The sequence below is a fragment of the Thermoactinomyces vulgaris genome (genome assembly GCF_005886755.1).
GTDB classification, from domain to species: Bacteria; Bacillota; Bacilli; order Thermoactinomycetales; family Thermoactinomycetaceae; genus Thermoactinomyces; species Thermoactinomyces vulgaris.
Genome location: NZ_CP039710.1, coordinates 20,001 through 38,311, shown reverse-complemented (window position 1 = coordinate 38,311; position 18,311 = coordinate 20,001). Strand labels below are relative to the sequence as shown.

Genomic DNA, 18,311 nt, shown 5'->3' with positions numbered 1-18,311 from the left:
GCATGGCATACGCAAAACTTGGCAGAAACAGCAGCGCACGCAAAGCAATGCTTCGTGACTTGGTTACCGATCTGATCATTCATGAACGCATCGAAACCACGGAAGCAAAAGCAAAAGAAGTGCGCTCGATCGTTGAAAAAATGATTACGCTCGGAAAGCGCGGCGATTTGCACGCACGTCGTCAAGCCGCTGCCTATGTGCGTACCGATCGTTCTTACACGGTGAAAGAGGGAGAAGAAGTCACACATCAAAAAGTGAACGCAGTGAAAAAGCTGTTTGATGAGATTGCTCCCCGTTATGAAGACCGGAATGGTGGTTACACACGCATTCTCAAATTAGGACCTCGCCGTGGAGACGGTGCACCCATGGTCTTCCTTGAATTGGTAAAATAATCTTTTTTTGTTGGAAAGGGTGAGGCAGGATCCAGCACTTGGTCCTGACGTTTACCCTTTTTTCTTTTAAGGAGAAAAAATGGAACCGATCATTCAGTATGAACGAGTATGGTTTCGTTACGAACAGGAATCAGATTCCCCTTGGGTGTTGAAAGATGTCTCGCTTTCCATTGGTTCCGGGGAATATGTGAGCATTGTCGGAAGTAACGGTTCCGGCAAGTCCACACTGGCCCGGTTGGCAAACGGATTGTTGCTTCCGGTAAAGGGCCGGGTCCGGGTGGCGGACATGGATACCCGGTCGGAAGAAGATCTGTGGAATATCCGCCGGAAAGTCGGGATGGTGTTTCAAAACCCGGATAACCAAATCGTTGCGACATCCGTGGAAGACGATATTGCCTTCGGATTGGAAAATATCGGTGTTCCGCGTCCGGAAATGAAAAACAAAATCGATCAAGCGGTGAAAGCGGTCGGACTTCAGGGGTTGGAACGCGTACAGCCCCATCACCTTTCGGGCGGACAGAAGCAAAGATTGGCCATTGCCGGAGTGCTGGTGTTGGAACCGGATGTGATCATTTTTGATGAATCCACGTCCATGCTTGATCCGGTTGGACGGAGGACGTTGCTCCATTTGATGCAATCGTTAAATGATCGGGGAACCACCATTATTCACATCACCCACTCCGCGGAAGAAGCTTTTCAGGCGGATCGAGTGATTGTCATGCATCAGGGAGAATGCAAGTTGGATCAACCGGTGAAGCAATTGTATCCCCGGGCACATTGTTTGAAACAATGGGGTTTGGCGGTTCCGCTCGAAGTGGAGTTGAAACACCGGCTCCAGAAAAAAGGCTGGCCGCTGGGAGAGATCACCGGCAAAGAAGATCTGGTGAGTGAAATATGGAGATTGTTATCCAAGACCTGAGCGTGAAATATTTGCCGAATACTCCTTTTGAGAGAGAAGCTTTGTCCCGGGTTTGCCTTCGCATTCCGAAAGGGAGTTTTGCTGCTGTGGTCGGTGGAACCGGCTCTGGAAAATCGACATTGATCCAGTGTATCGCCGGGCTGATCCGCCCCAGTGCGGGACACGTCCAAGTGGGGGACCTGGTTTGGGACGCCCGGAGCCAATCGGGATCGGCCCTCAGACGGCATGTCGGGTTGGTTTTTCAATATCCGGAACACCAGTTATTTGCGGAAACCGTAGCGGCTGATATTGCCTTCGGCTTGAAAAACCGGGGGGTGGAGGAACCGGAACGAAGTCGCCGGGTCCGATGGGCCATGGACTTGGTCGGGCTTGCGCCGGAATTATGCGATCGTTCTCCTTTTCACTTAAGCGGCGGACAGATGAGGAGGGTGGCGATTGCCGGGGTCTTGGCCTTGGAACCGGATATACTGATTCTGGACGAGCCCTCGGCCGGATTGGATCCGGAAGGGGAAGAAGAGCTGTTTGCTTTGCTTAAAAAGCTGCATCAGCAGGGGAAAACCATTGTCCTGGTGACCCATGACATGAATCACGTCGTGCGCTGTGCCGACCGGGTGTTTGTGCTGGCAGATGGAAAGCTGGTCTTGTCCGGAACGCCGGAAGAAGTGTTCAGCCGGGAGCAAAAGTGGCAGGAACTTTCTTTGGCATTGCCGCATGTCACGCAGTTGATCCTGAAAATGAACCGGAAACTGGATCCGCCGCTTCCTTTATCCATTTTTACCTTGGATGCGCTTGAAAAAGCTTTGGAAAAACGGTTTGCTTCCGGGGTGAATGCAAAATGAAAGGGTTTGTGGTGGGGTCCTATTTTCCCGGCGATTCTTTTGTTCACCGGCTGGATCCCCGGGCCAAACTGGGATTTGTTTTTGTCTTTATGATTTATGTTTTCTTTTTGGAAGCTGTTTTGCCGAGCATAGTGTTCCTTTTGTTCACGCTTGCCGCCGTCCGTGCGGCCGGGATTTCATACAAGCTTTTTTTCAGCGCACTGAAACCCGTCCTTTGGATCATTCTGTTGTCTTCCTTTTTGCATTTATGGATGAACAAAGGCGGGGATGTGGTCTTGTCTTTTTCTTTCATCACCGTTTATGAAGAGGGCATCCGCCAAGCCGGGATCATTGCCAGCCGGCTTTCCTTGCTGGTCTCCATTGCTTCGCTGCTCACGTTTACGACGTCTCCGATGGACTTGACGGACGGGATTGAAAAGATTTTGTCTCCGTTTAAAAAAGTCGGGGTTCCCGCACATGAATTGGCTTTGATGATGTCCATCGCACTCCGGTTCATCCCGACGCTGTGGGAGGAAACGGAGAAAATCCGCAAGGCGCAAATGGCGCGCGGAGTGGATTTTGGAGAGGGGAATCTGCTGAAACGGTTGAAAAAATATTTTCCGATCCTCATCCCGTTATTTGTGTCTTCTTTTCGGAGAGCGGAAGATCTGGCACTGGCCATGGAAGCCAGATGTTACCGGGGAGCGGAAGGGAGAACGAAATGGCGCCGGCTTCAGCTCACCTGGAGGGATGGGTGGCTGGTTGCCGTCTTGATCCTGTTGGGGGGCATTGTGTGGATTTTTCGCCAATAGGGAGGTGCAAAGCCCGGATTGAAAAAGATTAAACTGGTCATCGCTTACGACGGAACGGATTTTTCCGGTTTTCAAAGCCAACCTGGACAAAGAACGATTCAAGGGACACTGGAAGAAGCATTGCGGAAGATGACCGGTGAGGCGGTTTCGGTTCATGGTTCCGGCAGGACCGATGCGGGGGTTCACGCCCTTCACCAAGTTTGTCATTTTATGACTTCCAGTCCGATCCCGGTTGAAAAATATCCTTATATCTTAAGGCGTACCTTGCCGCGGGATGTATTGGCCCTTTCGGCGGAAGAAGTCCCCATGGACTTTCATGCCCGAAAAAGCGCAAAGTGGAAAACATACCGCTACCGGTTGGATTTGAGGCCGATCCCCGATTTGTTTGAGCGCCGGTTTCGCACTCATGTCCCGGTTTCGTTGGATGTGGGGAAAATGCAGGATGCGGCGGATCATCTGGTGGGCACCCATGATTTCACCTCTTTTTGTTCCGCCAAAACCGAGATCGAAGATAAGGTCCGCACGATTTACCAATGCCGCTTGGAAAAGGAGCCGGGCGGATTGGCCATCGAAGTGACCGGCAACGGTTTTCTTTATAATATGGTGCGGATTATCGCAGGGACGCTGGTGGAAGTCGGGAAAGGGAGAATCCGGCCGGAGGCGGTTCCCGGAATCATTCTGGCAAAAGACCGGCAAAAAGCGGGACCCACGTTTCCGCCGGAAGGACTGGTCCTGGTCAAAGTCGGCTATACACCTTGGAAAAATTCCGATCCCACCGCGTCTCCTTCTTGACATCGCACCTCATTTGCGATATTATAACGCTTGGTATTTTCCACTCCATGCCCCGGTGGAGTTATGTTCGGCGCAAAATCAGTCACTGATAAATGCTTCTAAAACTTGAAAATGATTAACGGTTTACCGTTTGTTGATAGAGGAGGGAATACGGATGCGTACCACCTATATGGCGAAACCCAATGAAGTGGAACGGAAGTGGTATGTGGTTGATGCCAAAGGCAAAACCTTGGGTCGTTTGGCATCGGAAGTTGCGGCATTGCTTCGCGGAAAACATAAGCCTGAGTTTACCCCGCATGTCGATACCGGGGATTTCGTGATTGTGATCAATGCAAGTCAAATTGAATTGACCGGTAAAAAATGGAACAAAAAGATCTATTACCGCCATTCCCGTTATCCGGGCGGATTGAAAGCGACTCCGGCACACGAAATGCGTGACAAACATCCGGAACGTATGATCGAATTGGCAGTCAAAGGAATGCTTCCAAAAGGAAGCCTTGGTCGCAAGCAACTCAAAAAATTAAAAGTATATGCAGGTTCCGAGCATCCTCATCAGGCACAACAGCCGGTTGAGTGGGAACTGCGTGGATAATAAAAGGAGGTAACCGATTTGGCACAAGTTCAATTTTACGGAACCGGTCGCCGTAAGGAATCGGTCGCTCGAGTTCGCCTCGTTGCCGGAGATGGACGAATCGTGATCAACGGCCGCAGCATTGATGATTATTTTGGTTTGGAAACCTTGAAAGCCATTGTTCGCCAACCGTTGGTGCTGACGGATACACAAGATCGTTATGATGTTCTGGTCAATGTTCATGGCGGCGGCTTCACAGGACAAGCCGGAGCCATTCGTCACGGAATTGCACGGGCTTTGTTGAAAGTTGATCCGGAACTTCGTCCAGCTTTGAAAAAAGCCGGTTTCCTGACACGTGACCCACGGATGAAAGAGCGTAAAAAATACGGTCTCAAAGGCGCTCGCCGTGCACCCCAATTCTCCAAACGTTAAGCTTTATATCTCAACGTTTACAAGGCCCTTTCCCGAATTGTCCGGGAAAGGGTTTTTTACATTCAAACCAAAACGAAGAAACACTGCTCCTTTTTGGAATCAGTGCTTCTTCGTTTTTCATGTGCGCAAAATGGTCTCCATTGATTTTCCACGGGCCAACTCATCGATCAGTTTATCCAAGTAGCGAATTTCCTGCATTGTTGGTTCTTCGATGTCTTTCACCCGGACACCGCAGATCACCCCTTTGATCAAGAACCGCAAAGGATTCAATTGAGGAGCTTCCAAAAAGAAGGTCTCAAGGTCAGTTTGTTTTTCCAAGTGCGCCTCTAATTCTTCTTGGCGTTATCCTGTCAACCAACGGATGATTTCATCGACTTCTTCTTTGGTTTGTCCTTTTTTTCTCCGCTTTTTTTTACATACAGGGGATCAATTTTTGAAAAACTCATTTGGTAAATCCGGGGTTTGTTCATCATTGATTCTCCTTTTGCGATATATGGGGAAACGGAGGGAAGTCGGTGATGGACACTTAAGAGAAAGAGGCCTGTGGGTGAAATAACCATCCATACGCCTCTTTCACAACGGGATTATTTGTTTTTCAGCGTGGAAATATATTCGTTTACCACATGATACACAAGGTTTCAGCGGTATCAAGGTGGTATTTTCCCGCGTTTGTCTTATTGTTGGACATACCCAAGAACGGAACCCCATAGGCATCGGCAATTTGCGCGGCGGAGGCGCTTTCCATTTCCTCGACGGAGGTTCCGTATTTTTCATGATACTATTGGATCCGGTTCACCTCATTGTTCCAAAGGTCGGCCGAACCGATGGTGCCTTCCACCACTTTGCCGTTTTTGTATTTGTCTTTGACGGACAGAGCCGCTTTCAGCAATTTCGGATCGTCTTCATAATAACGGATCTTTTCCGCGCTCTTGACTTCCCCGGCACTGCCTTCCGAGGCCATCTGGTCCATCGGTTTCCATGTGAATGGATCGGTTCCTTGGTTGATGATGGCAACAGGATGGTACTTCTCGATGGCCAAGGCGGTGGCAGCCGCCGTGTTTTCCATTCCTTTTCCGGTTTTTACGACAATGGCCGCAGCATGGATGAAAGCGAATAAAAATTCGGTTTGGATTGAAAATAGGGGTGAATCCATTTTCAAAGGAGGAGCTTGATTTGTCTGGGAAAGATGATATGAATCATAAAATCGTTCGCGGAATACTGACCACCCGCCAAGGGCATCCGGTTTTTGACAATCAAAACATTAAAACGATTGGAAACCGGGGACCGGCAACCCTTGAAAATTATCATTTCATCGAAAAGATCTCTCACTTTGACCGGGAAGAAGTTCCGGAACGGGTGGTGCATGCACGTGGCACCGGAGCATTTGGATATTTTGAAACCTACGGGAAAGTAGGGGATGAACCGGTTGAAAAGTATACCCGTGCCAAAGTGTTTTCCGGAGCGGGAAAAAGAACCCCCGTATTGGTTCGTTTTTCCACCGTGGCCGGTGCAAAAGGATCACCGGAAACAGCCAGGGACCCACGCGGATTTGCAGTGAAAATGTATACGGAGGATGGGAACTGGGACTTGGTCGGGAACAATCTTAAAATTTTCTTTATCCGTGATCCCATGAAATTTCCGGACATGATTCACGCTTTTAAACCGGATCCTGTTTCCAATGTGCCAAATCCTCAACGGATGTTTGATTTTGTTGCCCGTTCACCGGAATCCATTCACATGATTACGTTTCTCTTTTCCCCATGGGGGATTCCCGCAACATACCGGCACATGCAAGGTTCCGGGGTAAATACGTACAAATGGGTCAATGACAAAGGAAAAGCGGTTCTGGTGAAGTATCACTGGGAACCAAAACAAGGAATCCGAAACCTGACGCAGGAAGAGGCGGAAAAAATCCAGGCGAAAAACGTGGAACATGCGACACAAGATCTGTATGAAGCCATCGAGCGGGGAGATTATCCCGAATGGGAGTTGTTTGTCCAAATCATGGAGGACGGGTACCATCCCGAACTTGATTTTGATCCACTGGATGTCACAAAGCTTTGGCCGGAGGATCAGTTCCCGTGGCTGCCAGTCGGCCGGCTTGTGCTAAACCGAAACCCGGTGGACTTTCATGCAGAGATTGAACAGGCGGCGTTCGGAACCGGAGTGCTGGTGGACGGAATGGATTTTTCCGACGATAAAATGTTGCAAGGACGCACGTTCTCTTATTCGGACACCCAGCGTTACCGCATCGGGGCCAACTATTTACAATTACCGGTGAATGCCCCGAGGGTTCCGATCCGAACCAATCAGCACCGGGGTCAAATGGATCGCCGTGACCCCCGTGAATCCGGTGGAAATCCGCATATCAATTACGAACCTTCTTTGCTGGGGGGGCTGGAAGAAGCCGCCAGAGAAGGAAGCGTTCCGCATCAGCCGATGTACAATGCAGCCGCAATGAGTGCACCGATTGAGCGTACAAACGATTACGGACAAGCGGGACAGACATACCGGAGTTTTGAAGACTGGGAGCGTGACGAATTGATCAAAAACTTGTCGGATGCGCTTGCGGTTTGTGACAAGCGGATTCAGGATGCAATGATTGAACACTTTACAAAGGCGGACGAAGATTACGGGCGTCGTGTGAAGAAAGGAATTGAAAAGAAAATGAAAGAGTTGGCAAAGCAAGAAAGAGAAAAAATCACGCTGCCGGGACGTGAAGCCGGACGCACCAAATTTGGCCAAGGGACGCTTTCCGCCAACCAGGCAACCAAAGAAGCCGTGCAGAAAAGCCATGAAGCGGATCCTTACTGATGGCTTCGGAAAGATGGAAATCAGGGGAACGTATTAAAAGAACTTCCTTGCTCCAAAGGAGTTCCCTTTGATTTCTCATGAAGAATGGCGATTTGTCTCAACCACGCAAAAGTTTTTTCAGCCGAAAAACAGCGCATTCCCTCTTTGACAAGGTAATCGGCTTTTTGGAAACCGTCAGGCAAAGGCTTTTCCGCCAGATAAGGAATCGCCACACAATACATTCCGGCCCGTTTGGCGGCCTCAACCCCGTATGGGGAATCCTCCACCACCAAACAGTGTTCCGGGCGGATGGCGAGCTGTCTGGCGGCTTCCAAAAACACATCCGGTTCCGGCTTGCCTTTCTTGACATTTTCCGAAGAAACCACCGCATCGAAGAAAGGGGACAACCGGGTCACCGACAAGATCTCCTCAATGATGTCCGGTGAAGACCCCGAAACCAGGGCCAATGGAACCTTGTTTTCCTGAAGGATGTGCAAAAACTTTTTCATTACAGGAAAAACGTGTGTAAACCCTGTTCTTTTTCTCGATCAACACATCGACGGGATCTGAAAAAGGGTACTTTTTATTCAAATCTTCCAGCATTTCTTTTGTGCTAATGCCCACATACGGCTTTTTCATCTCAAAGTCAAAACCGGTGATTCCGTATTCCGCCAACAACTTTTTCTCCGCTTCAAAATAATTGGGCTCGCTGTCAATCAGTGTGCCATCCAAGTCAAAAATTACCGCTTGAATCCCCGACATTGCATTTCCCTCCTCACGGCATAAAACAAAAAATTGAGAGACGGTTTTATCATTAAATTCTTCTTCAAACAAAAGGTTTCTGTGTGGAACATCGGTGTTTGTTCTTTGTTAAAGCAGGAATACCTTCATGATTTTTCGGGGATTTATTAAGTAAAACGCATAAAGGAGTTTGCTTTTCGCCATGTTTGACGCGTTTTATGCTCTTCATCCGGTGATGCAGGCTTTGATTGCCACGTTGTTCACCTGGTTCATGACCGCATTGGGAGCTTCTCTGGTTTTTTTTACCAAGACGTTCAACGAAAAGTTGATGGACAGCATGTTGGGGTTTGCAGGAGGCGTGATGATTGCCGCCAGTTATTGGTCGCTGTTGTCCCCGGCCATTGAAATGTCCCGGGGCCATGCGATTGCCGATTGGTTCCCGGCGGCAACCGGTTTTATGGCCGGCGGGTTTTTTTTGGGGGCCATCGATAAAATATTGCCCCATCTCCACCCAAACGCGCCCCTCGGCCAAGCGGAAGGTTATTTTTCAAAGGAAGTGAAAAAAAGCACCTTGTTGGTGCTTGCCATCACGTTGCACAACATTCCCGAGGGACTGGCGGTGGGGGTTGCTTTCGGCTCCATCGCAGGCGGGGGAACGGAAGCTTCTCTGGCAGCCGCCGTGACACTTGCCGTCGGGATTGGAATCCAAAATTTCCCCGAAGGAATTGCGGTTTCCATGCCGCTCAGGGGAGAAGGAATGTCCCGCAGAAAGAGTTTTTTCTACGGACAGTTCTCGGGAATGGTTGAACCCGTTGCCGCCGTCATCGGCGCATTTTTTGTCACGTTCATCGGGTCGCTGTTGCCCTATGCCTTAGGTTTTGCGGCGGGCGCGATGATCTTTGTGGTGGCGGAAGAAGTGATTCCAAGCTCGCAGGAAAGAGGGAATAAAGACCTGGCCTCCATGAGCTTGATGGTCGGTTTTGTTGTGATGATGATTTTGGATGTCACTTTCGGCTGAGCCAGGATGGTTTGCCCGGAATCCACAGAGGTTGGATCCGCTTTTCTTTCCGGAGGCAATCTGCTGTTCTTTCCCGGTTCTTGTTTTTTCTTACATTTCTTTGTCAAGAATGAAGAAAAAGAGAGTTTGGACAAAGGAGCAAACCACCGGTGGCACAAATTTTTTACTGGGATGAATGGCAGATTAAAAGAGAAGAACAAATTCGGTTAAAAGCATTGAATCAGTTTCCCTGGTCCCAATTGAAAAAAATCAAGGAAGATTTTGTAGACCCGTTTACCCATTATTGGCCCGAGTTGCGCAAAATTATGTTGTTGGAATTGGTGTACCGCATGGTTTTTGAATCATATGCGGCCGGGATGATCGAGCGGAAAAAGGCGGGGAGGCGAAAAGTGACGTTTTCCCAACCGGTTGATGCTGCTTCCCGTACTCCCCAAAACAACCAACCGGAGCAGAAAACGATTTCTCTGTCCGAATCGCTTTGCCTGATCGTCACCCAAAACGACCCGGTGGATGTTTTTATCACCAACCGCGAAAAAATATGCCGCCAATTGACGGATCAACTGGTGAAGGAATTTTCCATCTTCCGGTGGTTGGATGAATGGAATGTGCAATCGGTGATGATTTTGCTGGAAGAATTGAGCCGCATCTGGTTCCAGCAAGGCTGGAGTGAGTGAGCGATGGTTTGTACATAACTGTCCGTTTCGCCCATATACATGAAGATAGACAGGTTTAATCAAGTGAGGCGAAATGGATGGAAAAATGGTTGAAAGAACATTGGGTGTGGGCGGGAATCGTTTTGCTTTTGCTCCTGTTGCCGGCTTTGTTTTTCATGTCGAAAAATCTTATTGTATCCACATGGTCCATGCCATTAAACGGAAAAGTCATTGTATTGGATGCCGGGCACGGGGGAGCGGACGGAGGAGCGGTCAGCGAGTCCGGGCTCATCGAAAAAGACATCACATTGCAAATGGTTTTTTATTTGCGGGATTATTTGCAAGAAGCAGGGGCCTTGGTTTATCTGACCCGGGAGAGTGACCGGGATCTGGCTTCCCCGGACACAGGCAGGCTCCGTTCCCGGAAAGCAGAGGATCTCATGCGCCGGATTCATTTGGTCAAAGAGAAAAAAGCGGATGCTTTGATCAGCATCCATTTGAATGCCATTCCTTCGCCCAGATGGTCAGGAGCCCAAACGTTCTATCATCCGGCGAAAGAAGAAAACAAAAGGCTGGCGGTTTTTATCCAGTCTGAATTGGTGAAACAGCTGGGCAACACCAAGCGTTTGGCGAAACAAAAAGGGGATGTGTATATTTTGAATCATTCCCCGGTTCCGACGGCTTTGGTGGAGGTTGGGTTTTTGTCCAACCCCGCGGAAGCCGAACTTTTGTCGCAGCCGGAGTACCAAAAAAAAGTGGCGGCATCCATTTATCTGGGGATTCTCCAATATTACACAGGAAAAGAACCACCTCCAATCGTTGATCAGTAGTGTGTTATAATGGACAAGAAATCGCTTTCGATTGAGGTGTCAGCCATGCTAACCCAGGAAAAAATATTAGAAGCATTAAAAAATGTGAAAGATCCTGAAATTAACCGAAGTCTTGTCGAATTGGACATGATTCGAAATATCCGGATAAAAGGGAAAGAAGTTTCGCTGGATGTAATTTTGACCATTCAGGGTTGCCCTTTAAAATTTAAAATCCAGGAAGATGTGGAGAAGGCCATTTATCAGCTGGGAGCCGAAAAGGTGAATGTGTGCTTCGGATCGATGACAGATGAAGAACGGCAAAAACTGGCGGCAAGTTTGCGCCAGGAAGGACAGAAAGACCGCCAGAGCCAGGTTCCCCCGTTGTTGGATCCTTCCTCCAACACGCAGTTTATCGCCGTGTCCAGCGGAAAAGGCGGTGTCGGAAAATCGACCGTGACCGTGAATCTGGCCGTGGCATTGGCCCGGAAAGGGAAAAAAGTGGGCATTATTGATGCCGATATATACGGATTCAGCGTTCCGGACATGATGGGCATCGAAACGCGTCCCGTGGTGATTGGTGAGATGATTTTGCCTGTGGAACGTTTCGGCGTGAAAGTCATGTCCATGGGATTTTTTGTTCAAGACAATTCGCCGGTGGTTTGGCGCGGACCCATGTTGGGGAAAATGCTGAGAAACTTCTTCAGTGAAGTTTACTGGGGAGACCTTGATTATTTGTTGATCGATTTGCCTCCGGGAACGGGGGACGTGGCGCTGGACATTCACCAAATGATCCCGCAAAGCAAAGAAATCCTCGTGACGACTCCCCACGCAACGGCGGCGTTTGTTGCTGCACGGGCAGGTGCCATGGCACTGAATACGACCAAACATGAGCTTCTCGGCGTCGTCGAGAACATGTCCTGGTACCAAAATAAATACGGGGAGCGGGAATACGTCTTCGGCCACGGCGGAGGCAAGAAGTTGGCCGAAGAGTTAAAAGTGGATCTGTTGGCCCAGATTCCGCTCGGGGCTCCGGAGTATAAAGACATGGATGATCCGGATTTTGCCCCGGCGATCTATGATGCCGATCACCCCAATGGCAAAAGGTACGGGGATTTGGCTGAAAAATTGTTGGAAAAGGCACCGGTTGCCGGATAACGGGAGGCGGTTTTCACCGCCTCTTCATTATTGTTGGGACTGTCCGCCTTCCTGATTGCCGCCGCCACCTTGTTCGCCTTCGTCTTCACCGCCGCCTTCTTGACTGTCTTGTTTTTTGCTTTGGGCTTGTTCACCGAGCTTTTTCTGGATGCTCGGCACTTGGATCAGTTCTTCCATGATTTTTTTGGTTTCTTCCCGGTATTGCTGGCTTTTCAGGATTTGCAGGATTTGATTGGACATTTGCGGATCTTTGAAGATCTCGATCAGCATTTTTTGATATTCCGGGTCTTTCAACAAGGTTTTCATCAGCTTTTTGTTTTGTTCTTCCGTGACCTGAAACAAATTGTTGGCCACTTCCGGCTTTTGCAAAATGGTTTCCCACTCTTTTTTCATTTTGGCATCGGTAAGGGATTGGGCCAGAGCCTTTTCCATTTCTTGCGATTTCATCATGATTTTTTGTTTGAATTCAGGCTCCTGCATCAGATCCTCCAGCACTTTTTTTCCTTCTCCCGTATGCAATACGTCCAGCGTGATTTCCTTGATTTTTTGATAATCCGGCTCGGATGGCTGGGACTGATTGGAACTGCATGATACGACCGTCAACACAGGAAGGATGATTGCTACGATCCATTTTATCTTCTGCATCTTCTTTGTTCCTCCGTTTCGCGAGCTTACTCTTTTTTAATATGCGAGTTTGCCGGAGGCTTTATGCCTGACTGTCAAATCAGAATCAATTTTGGTACAATCGGTTAAGAAAACAAAACAGGAGAGACCGTTATGACTTTAAGGAAATTGATTTATTGGTTTTTCTCGACACTGATCCTCGGATGTGTTACGGCAATTATTTTGGGTTTTCTTTTTGAACAGGCGGCGGGTGAAGTGTTGTTCGGTTCCTTGACCAGTCAGCTTTTGCTTGGCTTGACCCTGGCGGCCGTTGCGGAACTCGGCTTCTTTGCCTATCTGGTGTTTAATTGGTTGGCCAAGGGATTGTTAAGAAAAAAGACAGTTTATGACACGGTGATGCTTTTATTGATCCTGATTCTGACCGGAAATTTGCTGTACTTGAATTTCGCGAAATATCAGGGAGAAGAATTCTGGCTCCACTTGCTCGTTCCCACGGTCATTGTTTTGTCGGCCATCCTGATTGCCGGCCTGAAACAAAAGTGGACGAATCAAAGCGCATACATACCCACGCTTTTTTTTGTCATCGCCGCAACAACGATTGAAGCGATTCCTTCCATCAATCCCAAGGAAGGGGAAGTCCCGCTTCTGATCATAATGCACACGGTGTTGGTTCTTTTGGTTTGCAATGCATGGCAAATTTTGCAGCTGCACCGGTGGGTGCAACCTTCGCCCGCTGAAAGGGGGAAGAAGGGGAAGTTTGCCAAGAGCACGAAGGCCGGTGCAAAAAACACCCATAAACAGAAAAAGAAAAAATAAAGGAGTCGGTTGCCGTTCAAGCGAACGGAATCGACTCTTTTTTCATGGGGAAAACGCTGATCTTATGCTATGCTTATGTAGGTGCAACGTTATTCAACGGATTGGGTATCCACCTCGGAACCGGAGATCAATTCAGACACCGTGACAAATTCATATCCTTTCGATCGCAACCCGTCAATGATTTCCGGCAAAGCTTCGTGGGTTTGGCGACAAGAATCGCTGGCGTGCAACAAAACGATGTCTCCGGGATGGGCTTTGGTTAAAACACGTTTGACAATTTCATCTTTCCCGGGATTCATCCAGTCGCGGGAATCGGTGTCCCATTGGATGGTTTTATAACCGAGACTGTCGGCAATCTTGAGGACCCTTTTGTCAAAGTCCCCGTTCGGAAAACGGATCAGATTCGGTTTTTTGCCTGTGGCTTTTTGCAAAATCTGGTCTGCTTTTAAAATTTGAGTGCGAATTTGTTCTTCGTTGTATTGGCTGTAGTTATCATGCCGGTGACCGTGGCTTCCGATTTCATACCCCATGTTCACAATCCGTTTGACCAGGTCGGGATGGCTTTCTGCCCACGGAGAAGATAAGAAGAACGTCGCTTTTTTCAGCCCTTTTTGTTCCAAAACGTCCAAAATGGGGCCGGTGCGTTCTTCCCCCCAGCTGATATCAAAGGTTAAGGCGATTTGTTTTTTATCTGTGTCAACGCTGTAAATCGCAGACGGGCCCGGATCCAGCGGCACAAAGACCTGAATGTTTTTGTTTTCCGCATAAAAGATCCCGGCTGCAAAGAATAGAACAAGAAGGATAAGAATACTCCGTTTCAGACGTTTGCCTGAAAGCACAAGAAAAAAATTCATTGTGTCGGTCCCTCCCCCGAATCAACATCTATCCTAAATGTATGCGTGAGGACGAGGGTTATGATTGTTTGTCCATAAAAAGGAGTGGAAATATGAAAAAGTGGTGGTCCGCCATTCGTGAAGAAAGAAGATATTTTACGATGATGGCTGTCGTGTTTGTCACCAGTGCCGTGACCGGTTACTTCCAAGGGGATTCGTTGACAACCTTTCTGAAACAAGCCGGGGTGTTTGAGGAAATTGAAAAAGTGGTGCAATCCATCCAAAGTCAGCCGACGTTTTTGAATGCATTTGTCTCGATCTTTCTGAATAACTTGTTTGCCACGATGATGATCATTTTATTGGGCGCTTTGTTTTTCGGAATCTATCCCTTTTCGGCCATGCTGATGAACGGAATGCTGTTGGGAACCACCCTTCACGTCGCATCCCATGATTCGGGACAAAATCCCTGGGCCATCTTTGTCCAGTCGATCTTGCCCCATGGTATTATGGAATTGCCGGCATTGTTTATGGCTGCCGGTTTGGGGATTCATTTGGGAATGGCAGTGTTGAGGCGGGTTTTATCGGTCTTTTCAAGCGAACGGATGCAGGCCAGCATTGCTGAATGGAAAAGGATTCGAAGCCGGCTGGTGCCCAATCTTACGGCCATTGTGGTACTGCTGTTTTTAGCGGCTGTTGTTGAGGCGGCCTTGATTATATATGGAATATCCTAGGAGGAATAGAAATGAAAGTGAATGTGACATGGCAAGGAAAGATGCGGTTTGAAACGGAAACGCCGTCCGGACATACGGTGACAATGGATGCCGCACCGGAAGTCGGCGGGGAAAACAAAGGCCCCCGACCGACAGAAATGGTTTTGTCGGCAGTAGGAACCTGTTCCGCGATTGATATTGTCGATATTCTGCGGAAGATGCGTTTAAATGTGGAAGGATTCGCAATGGAGGTGGAAGGGGAACGGGCAGAAGATCATCCCCGCCGCTTCACCAAAGTGCACATGCATTATGTGTTAAAAGGGGATCTTCCCGAAGAAAAAGTCCGTCGGGCTGTACAGCTTTCCGTTGAGAAGTATTGCTCGGTTTCCAATTCATTAAATGCCCGGATCTCTTCCAGTTTTGAAATCAATGGGAAAAGATATGAAATGGATTGAGTTGGCCGCTTGGTCGCGGGGATTTTGAGGTCCCCGCCATTTTTTTCGATTTTATTTTTAAAAAAGTGTTGACTTATGTCGGTGAAGGTGATAATATCGTATTTGTCGCCGCGAGAGAGCGGCAAACATAAAGCGAAATGAAGTGTTCCTTGAAAACTGAAGAGTGAAGACATGACTCGTTAATTCTTGAGAGTTCACATCAAACTTTTTTGGAGAGTTTGATCCTGGCTCAGGATGAACGCTGGCGGCGTGCCTAATACATGCAAGTCGAGCGGGAGAATCATCCTTCGGGATGAGGATCCAGCGGCGAACGGGTGAGTAACACGTGGGCAACCTGCCCGCAAGACCGGGATAACTCCGGGAAACCGGGGCTAATACCGGATAGGCCATTTCCCCGCATGGGGAAAAGGGGAAAGGCGGCTTCGGCTGTCACTTGCGGATGGGCCCGCGGCGCATTAGCTGGTTGGTGAGGTAACGGCTCACCAAGGCGACGATGCGTAGCCGACCTGAGAGGGTGATCGGCCACACTGGGACTGAGACACGGCCCAGACTCCTACGGGAGGCAGCAGTAGGGAATTTTCCGCAATGGGCGAAAGCCTGACGGAGCAACGCCGCGTGAGTGAGGACGGCCTTCGGGTTGTAAAACTCTGTTCTTGAGGAAGAATTCCTTCCAGGCGAACAGCCTGGAAGGTTGACGGTACTCAAGGAGAAAGCCCCGGCTAACTACGTGCCAGCAGCCGCGGTAATACGTAGGGGGCGAGCGTTATCCGGAATTATTGGGCGTAAAGCGCGCGCAGGCGGCTGATTAAGTCAGGTGTGAAAGGCTGCGGCTCAACCGCAGAGCGGCACCTGAAACTGGTCAGCTTGAGTGCAGGAGAGGGGAGCGGAATTCCCGGTGTAGCGGTGGAATGCGTAGAGATCGGGAGGAACACCAGTGGCGAAGGCGGCTCTCTGGCCTGTAACTGACGCTGAGGCGCGAAAGCGTGGGGAGCAAACAGGATTAGATACCCTGGTAGTCCACGCCGTAAACGATGAGTGCTAGGTGTTGGGGGGCTACGCCCCTCAGTGCCGAAGGTAACCCATTAAGCACTCCGCCTGGGGAGTACGGCCGCAAGGCTGAAACTCAAAGGAATTGACGGGGGCCCGCACAAGCGGTGGAGCATGTGGTTTAATTCGAAGCAACGCGAAGAACCTTACCAGGGCTTGACATCCCGCTGACCCCTCCAGAGATGGAGGTTTCCTTCGGGACAGCGGTGACAGGTGGTGCATGGTTGTCGTCAGCTCGTGTCGTGAGATGTTGGGTTCAGTCCCGCAACGAGCGCAACCCTTGTCGTTAGTTGCCAGCATTTCGGATGGGCACTCTAACGAGACAGCCGGTGAAAGCCGGAGGAAGGTGGGGATGACGTCAAATCATCATGCCCCTTATGTCCTGGGCTACACACGTGCTACAATGGCTGGTACAAAGGGCAGCGAACCCGCGAGGGGGAGCCAATCCCAAAAAGCCAGTCTCAGTTCGGATCGCAGGCTGCAACTCGCCTGCGTGAAGCCGGAATCGCTAGTAATCGCGGATCAGCATGCCGCGGTGAATACGTTCCCGGGCCTTGTACACACCGCCCGTCACACCACGAGAGTTTGCAACACCCGAAGTCGGTGAGGCAACCTTTTAGGAGCCAGCCGCCGAAGGTGGGGCAGATGATTGGGGTGAAGTCGTAACAAGGTATCCCTACCGGAAGGTGGGGATGGATCACCTCCTTTCTAAGGAGCTCATTTCGAGCAAAAACGTTTCAAAGAGTCATGTCTCACACTCTTTAGTTTTGAAGGAATACGAAGGAATACACGGAAACCTCTGTTATCAAAAGATAACAGAGGTTTTTTGTTTTTTTCTTTGCAGGGGAAGAAATTCCGTTTAAAATAAACAAATAGAAATATTATAGAAAGTGGAGAGGAAAAACTGAATGGTTGAAGTCTTGAATACTGACTGGGGCAACGTGTTGCGGGAAGAGTTTGAAAAGCCGTATTTTGAAAAACTGTGGAAATTTGTGATGGAAGAGTATCAAGAGCAGGTTGTTTATCCGAAAAAAGAAGATATTTTTTCTGCATTGCAATTAACTTCTTACCAGGATACAAAAGCGGTGATCCTTGGCCAGGATCCTTATCACGGTCCGGGACAAGCGCACGGGCTCAGCTTTTCCGTGAAACCAGGCGTAAAATTACCGCCTTCTTTGAAAAACATCTTTAAAGAATTGAATGATGATCTGGGTTATGATATTCCAAATCACGGCTATTTGGAAAAATGGGCGAAACAAGGGGTTCTGATGTTAAACACGGTGCTCACGGTGAGAGAGAAAAAGCCGAATTCACATAAAGGGAAAGGCTGGGAACAATTTACCGATCAAGTGATAAAAAAACTGAATGAACGTGAAAAGCCGGTTGTTTTTATTTTATGGGGAAGACATGCCCAAGAGAAGAAAAAATGGATCGATACCAAGCGGCATTATGTGATTGAGTCGGCGCATCCCAGTCCTTTTTCTGCCCGGAAAGGTTTTTTTGGAAGCAAACCTTTTTCTAAAACCAATGAGATATTACAAAAAATAAATGAGGATCCCATTGATTGGGAAATTCCTTCCTTATAGCCAGTAATCCGCCAGTTTTCTGGCGGATTTTCATTTGCTGGCAACAATTTTTTATAGGAAATAAAAAAGAACAAAAAAAGGGTTGCATTTATTTTTTATGCATGATATATTACTAAATGTCGCCGCGAGGCGATGGAAACAATGAAAAAACGACGCACCTTGAAAATGAGATATGGAAGAAGCAAGACGAGGTTGAAGAAGCTCGTTTGACGAGAATCTTCACACGTCGCTTGTCAAGTTGCAATCACCGGGAGAAGTAATCTCCAAGAGAGCCAGTAGGGTAAGCTACTAAGGGCACACGGTGGATGCCTTGGCGCCAGGAGCCGATGAAGGAC

At 48.8% G+C, this 18,311-nt stretch carries 20 protein-coding genes, 2 rRNA genes and 2 pseudogenes (1 of these 24 only partly in view); 18 read left to right on the top strand and 6 right to left on the bottom strand.

The features are described 5' to 3' along the window. Window positions 1–2 precede the first annotated feature (2 nt). The 7 genes from rplQ to rpsI all read left to right on the top strand — a co-directional run bounded on the left by rplQ (window position 3) and on the right by rpsI (window position 4,736). Entirely contained in the window at window positions 3–392 is a 390-nt protein-coding gene (rplQ, locus tag FA954_RS00250; protein ID WP_037998354.1) for a 50S ribosomal protein L17, read from the top strand. Between the two features lie 79 nt (window positions 393–471). Beyond that, window positions 472–1,311 carry an energy-coupling factor transporter ATPase gene (locus tag FA954_RS00245; protein ID WP_121874445.1) on the top strand — a complete coding sequence of 280 codons (840 nt, stop codon included), beginning with the start codon at window positions 472–474 and terminating at the stop codon, window positions 1,309–1,311. Then, window positions 1,287–2,150, top strand: coding sequence for an energy-coupling factor transporter ATPase (locus tag FA954_RS00240; protein WP_037998348.1), 864 nt, complete (start codon window positions 1,287–1,289; stop codon window positions 2,148–2,150). The genes FA954_RS00245 and FA954_RS00240 overlap by 25 nt, the downstream gene beginning before the upstream one ends. Continuing rightward, complete coding sequence (locus tag FA954_RS00235; protein ID WP_138614810.1) at window positions 2,147–2,941, top strand: energy-coupling factor transporter transmembrane component T family protein; 795 nt, start codon at window positions 2,147–2,149, stop codon at window positions 2,939–2,941. The genes FA954_RS00240 and FA954_RS00235 overlap by 4 nt, the downstream gene beginning before the upstream one ends. Window positions 2,942–2,959: 18 nt before the next feature. After that, window positions 2,960–3,733, top strand: a complete 774-nt coding sequence (gene truA / locus FA954_RS00230; protein WP_037998387.1) for a tRNA pseudouridine(38-40) synthase TruA — start codon at window positions 2,960–2,962, stop codon at window positions 3,731–3,733. Between the two features lie 154 nt (window positions 3,734–3,887). Beyond that, window positions 3,888–4,325 carry a 50S ribosomal protein L13 gene (gene rplM, locus FA954_RS00225; RefSeq protein WP_037998383.1) on the top strand — a complete coding sequence of 146 codons (438 nt, stop codon included), beginning with the start codon at window positions 3,888–3,890 and terminating at the stop codon, window positions 4,323–4,325. A gap of 18 nt (window positions 4,326–4,343) precedes the next feature. Continuing rightward, entirely contained in the window at window positions 4,344–4,736 is a 393-nt protein-coding gene (rpsI, locus tag FA954_RS00220; RefSeq protein ID WP_037998380.1) for a 30S ribosomal protein S9, read from the top strand. Between the two features lie 117 nt (window positions 4,737–4,853). On the opposite strand, the pseudogene FA954_RS00215 reads toward rpsI, so the two are convergent. Both FA954_RS00215 and FA954_RS00210 read right to left on the bottom strand, forming a co-directional pair. Next, window positions 4,854–5,206: pseudogene (locus FA954_RS00215) on the bottom strand (DUF2200 domain-containing protein). A 114-nt stretch (window positions 5,207–5,320) separates the two neighbouring features. Further along, a pseudogene (locus FA954_RS00210) lies at window positions 5,321–5,826 on the bottom strand (5'-methylthioadenosine/S-adenosylhomocysteine nucleosidase); the annotation flags it as partial. Window positions 5,827–5,927: 101 nt separating this feature from the next. On the opposite strand from FA954_RS00210, the gene FA954_RS00205 reads away from it, so the two are divergent. Beyond that, window positions 5,928–7,550, top strand: coding sequence for a catalase (locus FA954_RS00205; RefSeq protein WP_062843357.1), 1,623 nt, complete (start codon window positions 5,928–5,930; stop codon window positions 7,548–7,550). A 20-nt stretch (window positions 7,551–7,570) separates the two neighbouring features. Here the strand turns inward: FA954_RS00205 and FA954_RS13935 are convergent, their stop codons facing one another. After that, window positions 7,571–8,038, bottom strand: coding sequence for an HAD family hydrolase (locus tag FA954_RS13935; protein ID WP_197052020.1), 468 nt, complete (start codon window positions 8,036–8,038; stop codon window positions 7,571–7,573). Next, window positions 7,959–8,291, bottom strand: a complete 333-nt coding sequence (locus FA954_RS13930) for an HAD family hydrolase (protein ID WP_069201566.1) — start codon at window positions 8,289–8,291, stop codon at window positions 7,959–7,961. The genes FA954_RS13935 and FA954_RS13930 overlap by 80 nt, the downstream gene beginning before the upstream one ends. Before the next feature lie 181 nt (window positions 8,292–8,472). Here FA954_RS13930 and FA954_RS00195 point away from each other — a divergent pair, with 181 nt between their 5' ends. The 4 genes from FA954_RS00195 (at window position 8,473) to FA954_RS00180 (ending at window position 11,905) form a co-directional block, all read left to right on the top strand. After that, a complete protein-coding gene (locus tag FA954_RS00195; protein WP_049720826.1) occupies window positions 8,473–9,288 on the top strand; it encodes a ZIP family metal transporter in 816 nt (271 codons plus the stop codon). 149 nt (window positions 9,289–9,437) lie between these two features. Further along, window positions 9,438–9,962, top strand: a complete 525-nt coding sequence (locus FA954_RS00190; protein ID WP_037997911.1) for a hypothetical protein — start codon at window positions 9,438–9,440, stop codon at window positions 9,960–9,962. Window positions 9,963–10,039: 77 nt separating this feature from the next. Further along, window positions 10,040–10,771 (top strand): N-acetylmuramoyl-L-alanine amidase CwlD, encoded by a 732-nt coding sequence (gene cwlD, locus FA954_RS00185; RefSeq protein ID WP_037997909.1) that lies wholly within the window; start codon window positions 10,040–10,042, stop codon window positions 10,769–10,771. Window positions 10,772–10,816: 45 nt separating this feature from the next. After that, window positions 10,817–11,905 carry an Mrp/NBP35 family ATP-binding protein gene (locus FA954_RS00180; RefSeq protein WP_049720827.1) on the top strand — a complete coding sequence of 363 codons (1,089 nt, stop codon included), beginning with the start codon at window positions 10,817–10,819 and terminating at the stop codon, window positions 11,903–11,905. Between the two features lie 27 nt (window positions 11,906–11,932). On the opposite strand, the gene gerD is transcribed toward FA954_RS00180, so the two are convergent. Further along, complete coding sequence (gene gerD / locus FA954_RS00175) at window positions 11,933–12,550, bottom strand: spore germination lipoprotein GerD (protein WP_037997903.1); 618 nt, start codon at window positions 12,548–12,550, stop codon at window positions 11,933–11,935. A 132-nt stretch (window positions 12,551–12,682) separates the two neighbouring features. On the opposite strand from gerD, the gene FA954_RS00170 reads away from it, so the two are divergent. Beyond that, entirely contained in the window at window positions 12,683–13,345 is a 663-nt protein-coding gene (locus FA954_RS00170) for a KinB-signaling pathway activation protein (protein WP_049720828.1), read from the top strand. Between the two features lie 89 nt (window positions 13,346–13,434). Here the strand turns inward: FA954_RS00170 and pdaB are convergent, their stop codons facing one another. Next, a complete protein-coding gene (gene pdaB / locus FA954_RS00165) occupies window positions 13,435–14,199 on the bottom strand; it encodes a polysaccharide deacetylase family sporulation protein PdaB (protein ID WP_037997897.1) in 765 nt (254 codons plus the stop codon). A 92-nt stretch (window positions 14,200–14,291) separates the two neighbouring features. Between pdaB and FA954_RS00160 the strand changes: the two genes are divergently transcribed. The 5 genes from FA954_RS00160 to FA954_RS00140 form a co-directional block, all read left to right on the top strand. Then, window positions 14,292–14,909 (top strand): stage II sporulation protein M, encoded by a 618-nt coding sequence (locus tag FA954_RS00160; RefSeq protein ID WP_175413156.1) that lies wholly within the window; start codon window positions 14,292–14,294, stop codon window positions 14,907–14,909. A gap of 11 nt (window positions 14,910–14,920) precedes the next feature. Further along, the gene (locus FA954_RS00155; RefSeq protein ID WP_037997891.1) at window positions 14,921–15,343 is read left to right on the top strand and encodes an OsmC family protein; all 423 of its coding nucleotides are present in this window, start codon (window positions 14,921–14,923) and stop codon (window positions 15,341–15,343) included. A 206-nt stretch (window positions 15,344–15,549) separates the two neighbouring features. After that, window positions 15,550–17,098 (top strand): 16S ribosomal RNA (locus FA954_RS00150). Between the two features lie 200 nt (window positions 17,099–17,298). Then, the gene (locus FA954_RS00145; protein ID WP_037998456.1) at window positions 17,299–17,976 is read left to right on the top strand and encodes a uracil-DNA glycosylase; all 678 of its coding nucleotides are present in this window, start codon (window positions 17,299–17,301) and stop codon (window positions 17,974–17,976) included. A gap of 278 nt (window positions 17,977–18,254) precedes the next feature. Continuing rightward, window positions 18,255–18,311, top strand: a 23S ribosomal RNA gene (locus FA954_RS00140) (it continues 2,879 nt past the right edge of the window). Together the 16S and 23S rRNA genes form the textbook arrangement of a ribosomal RNA operon.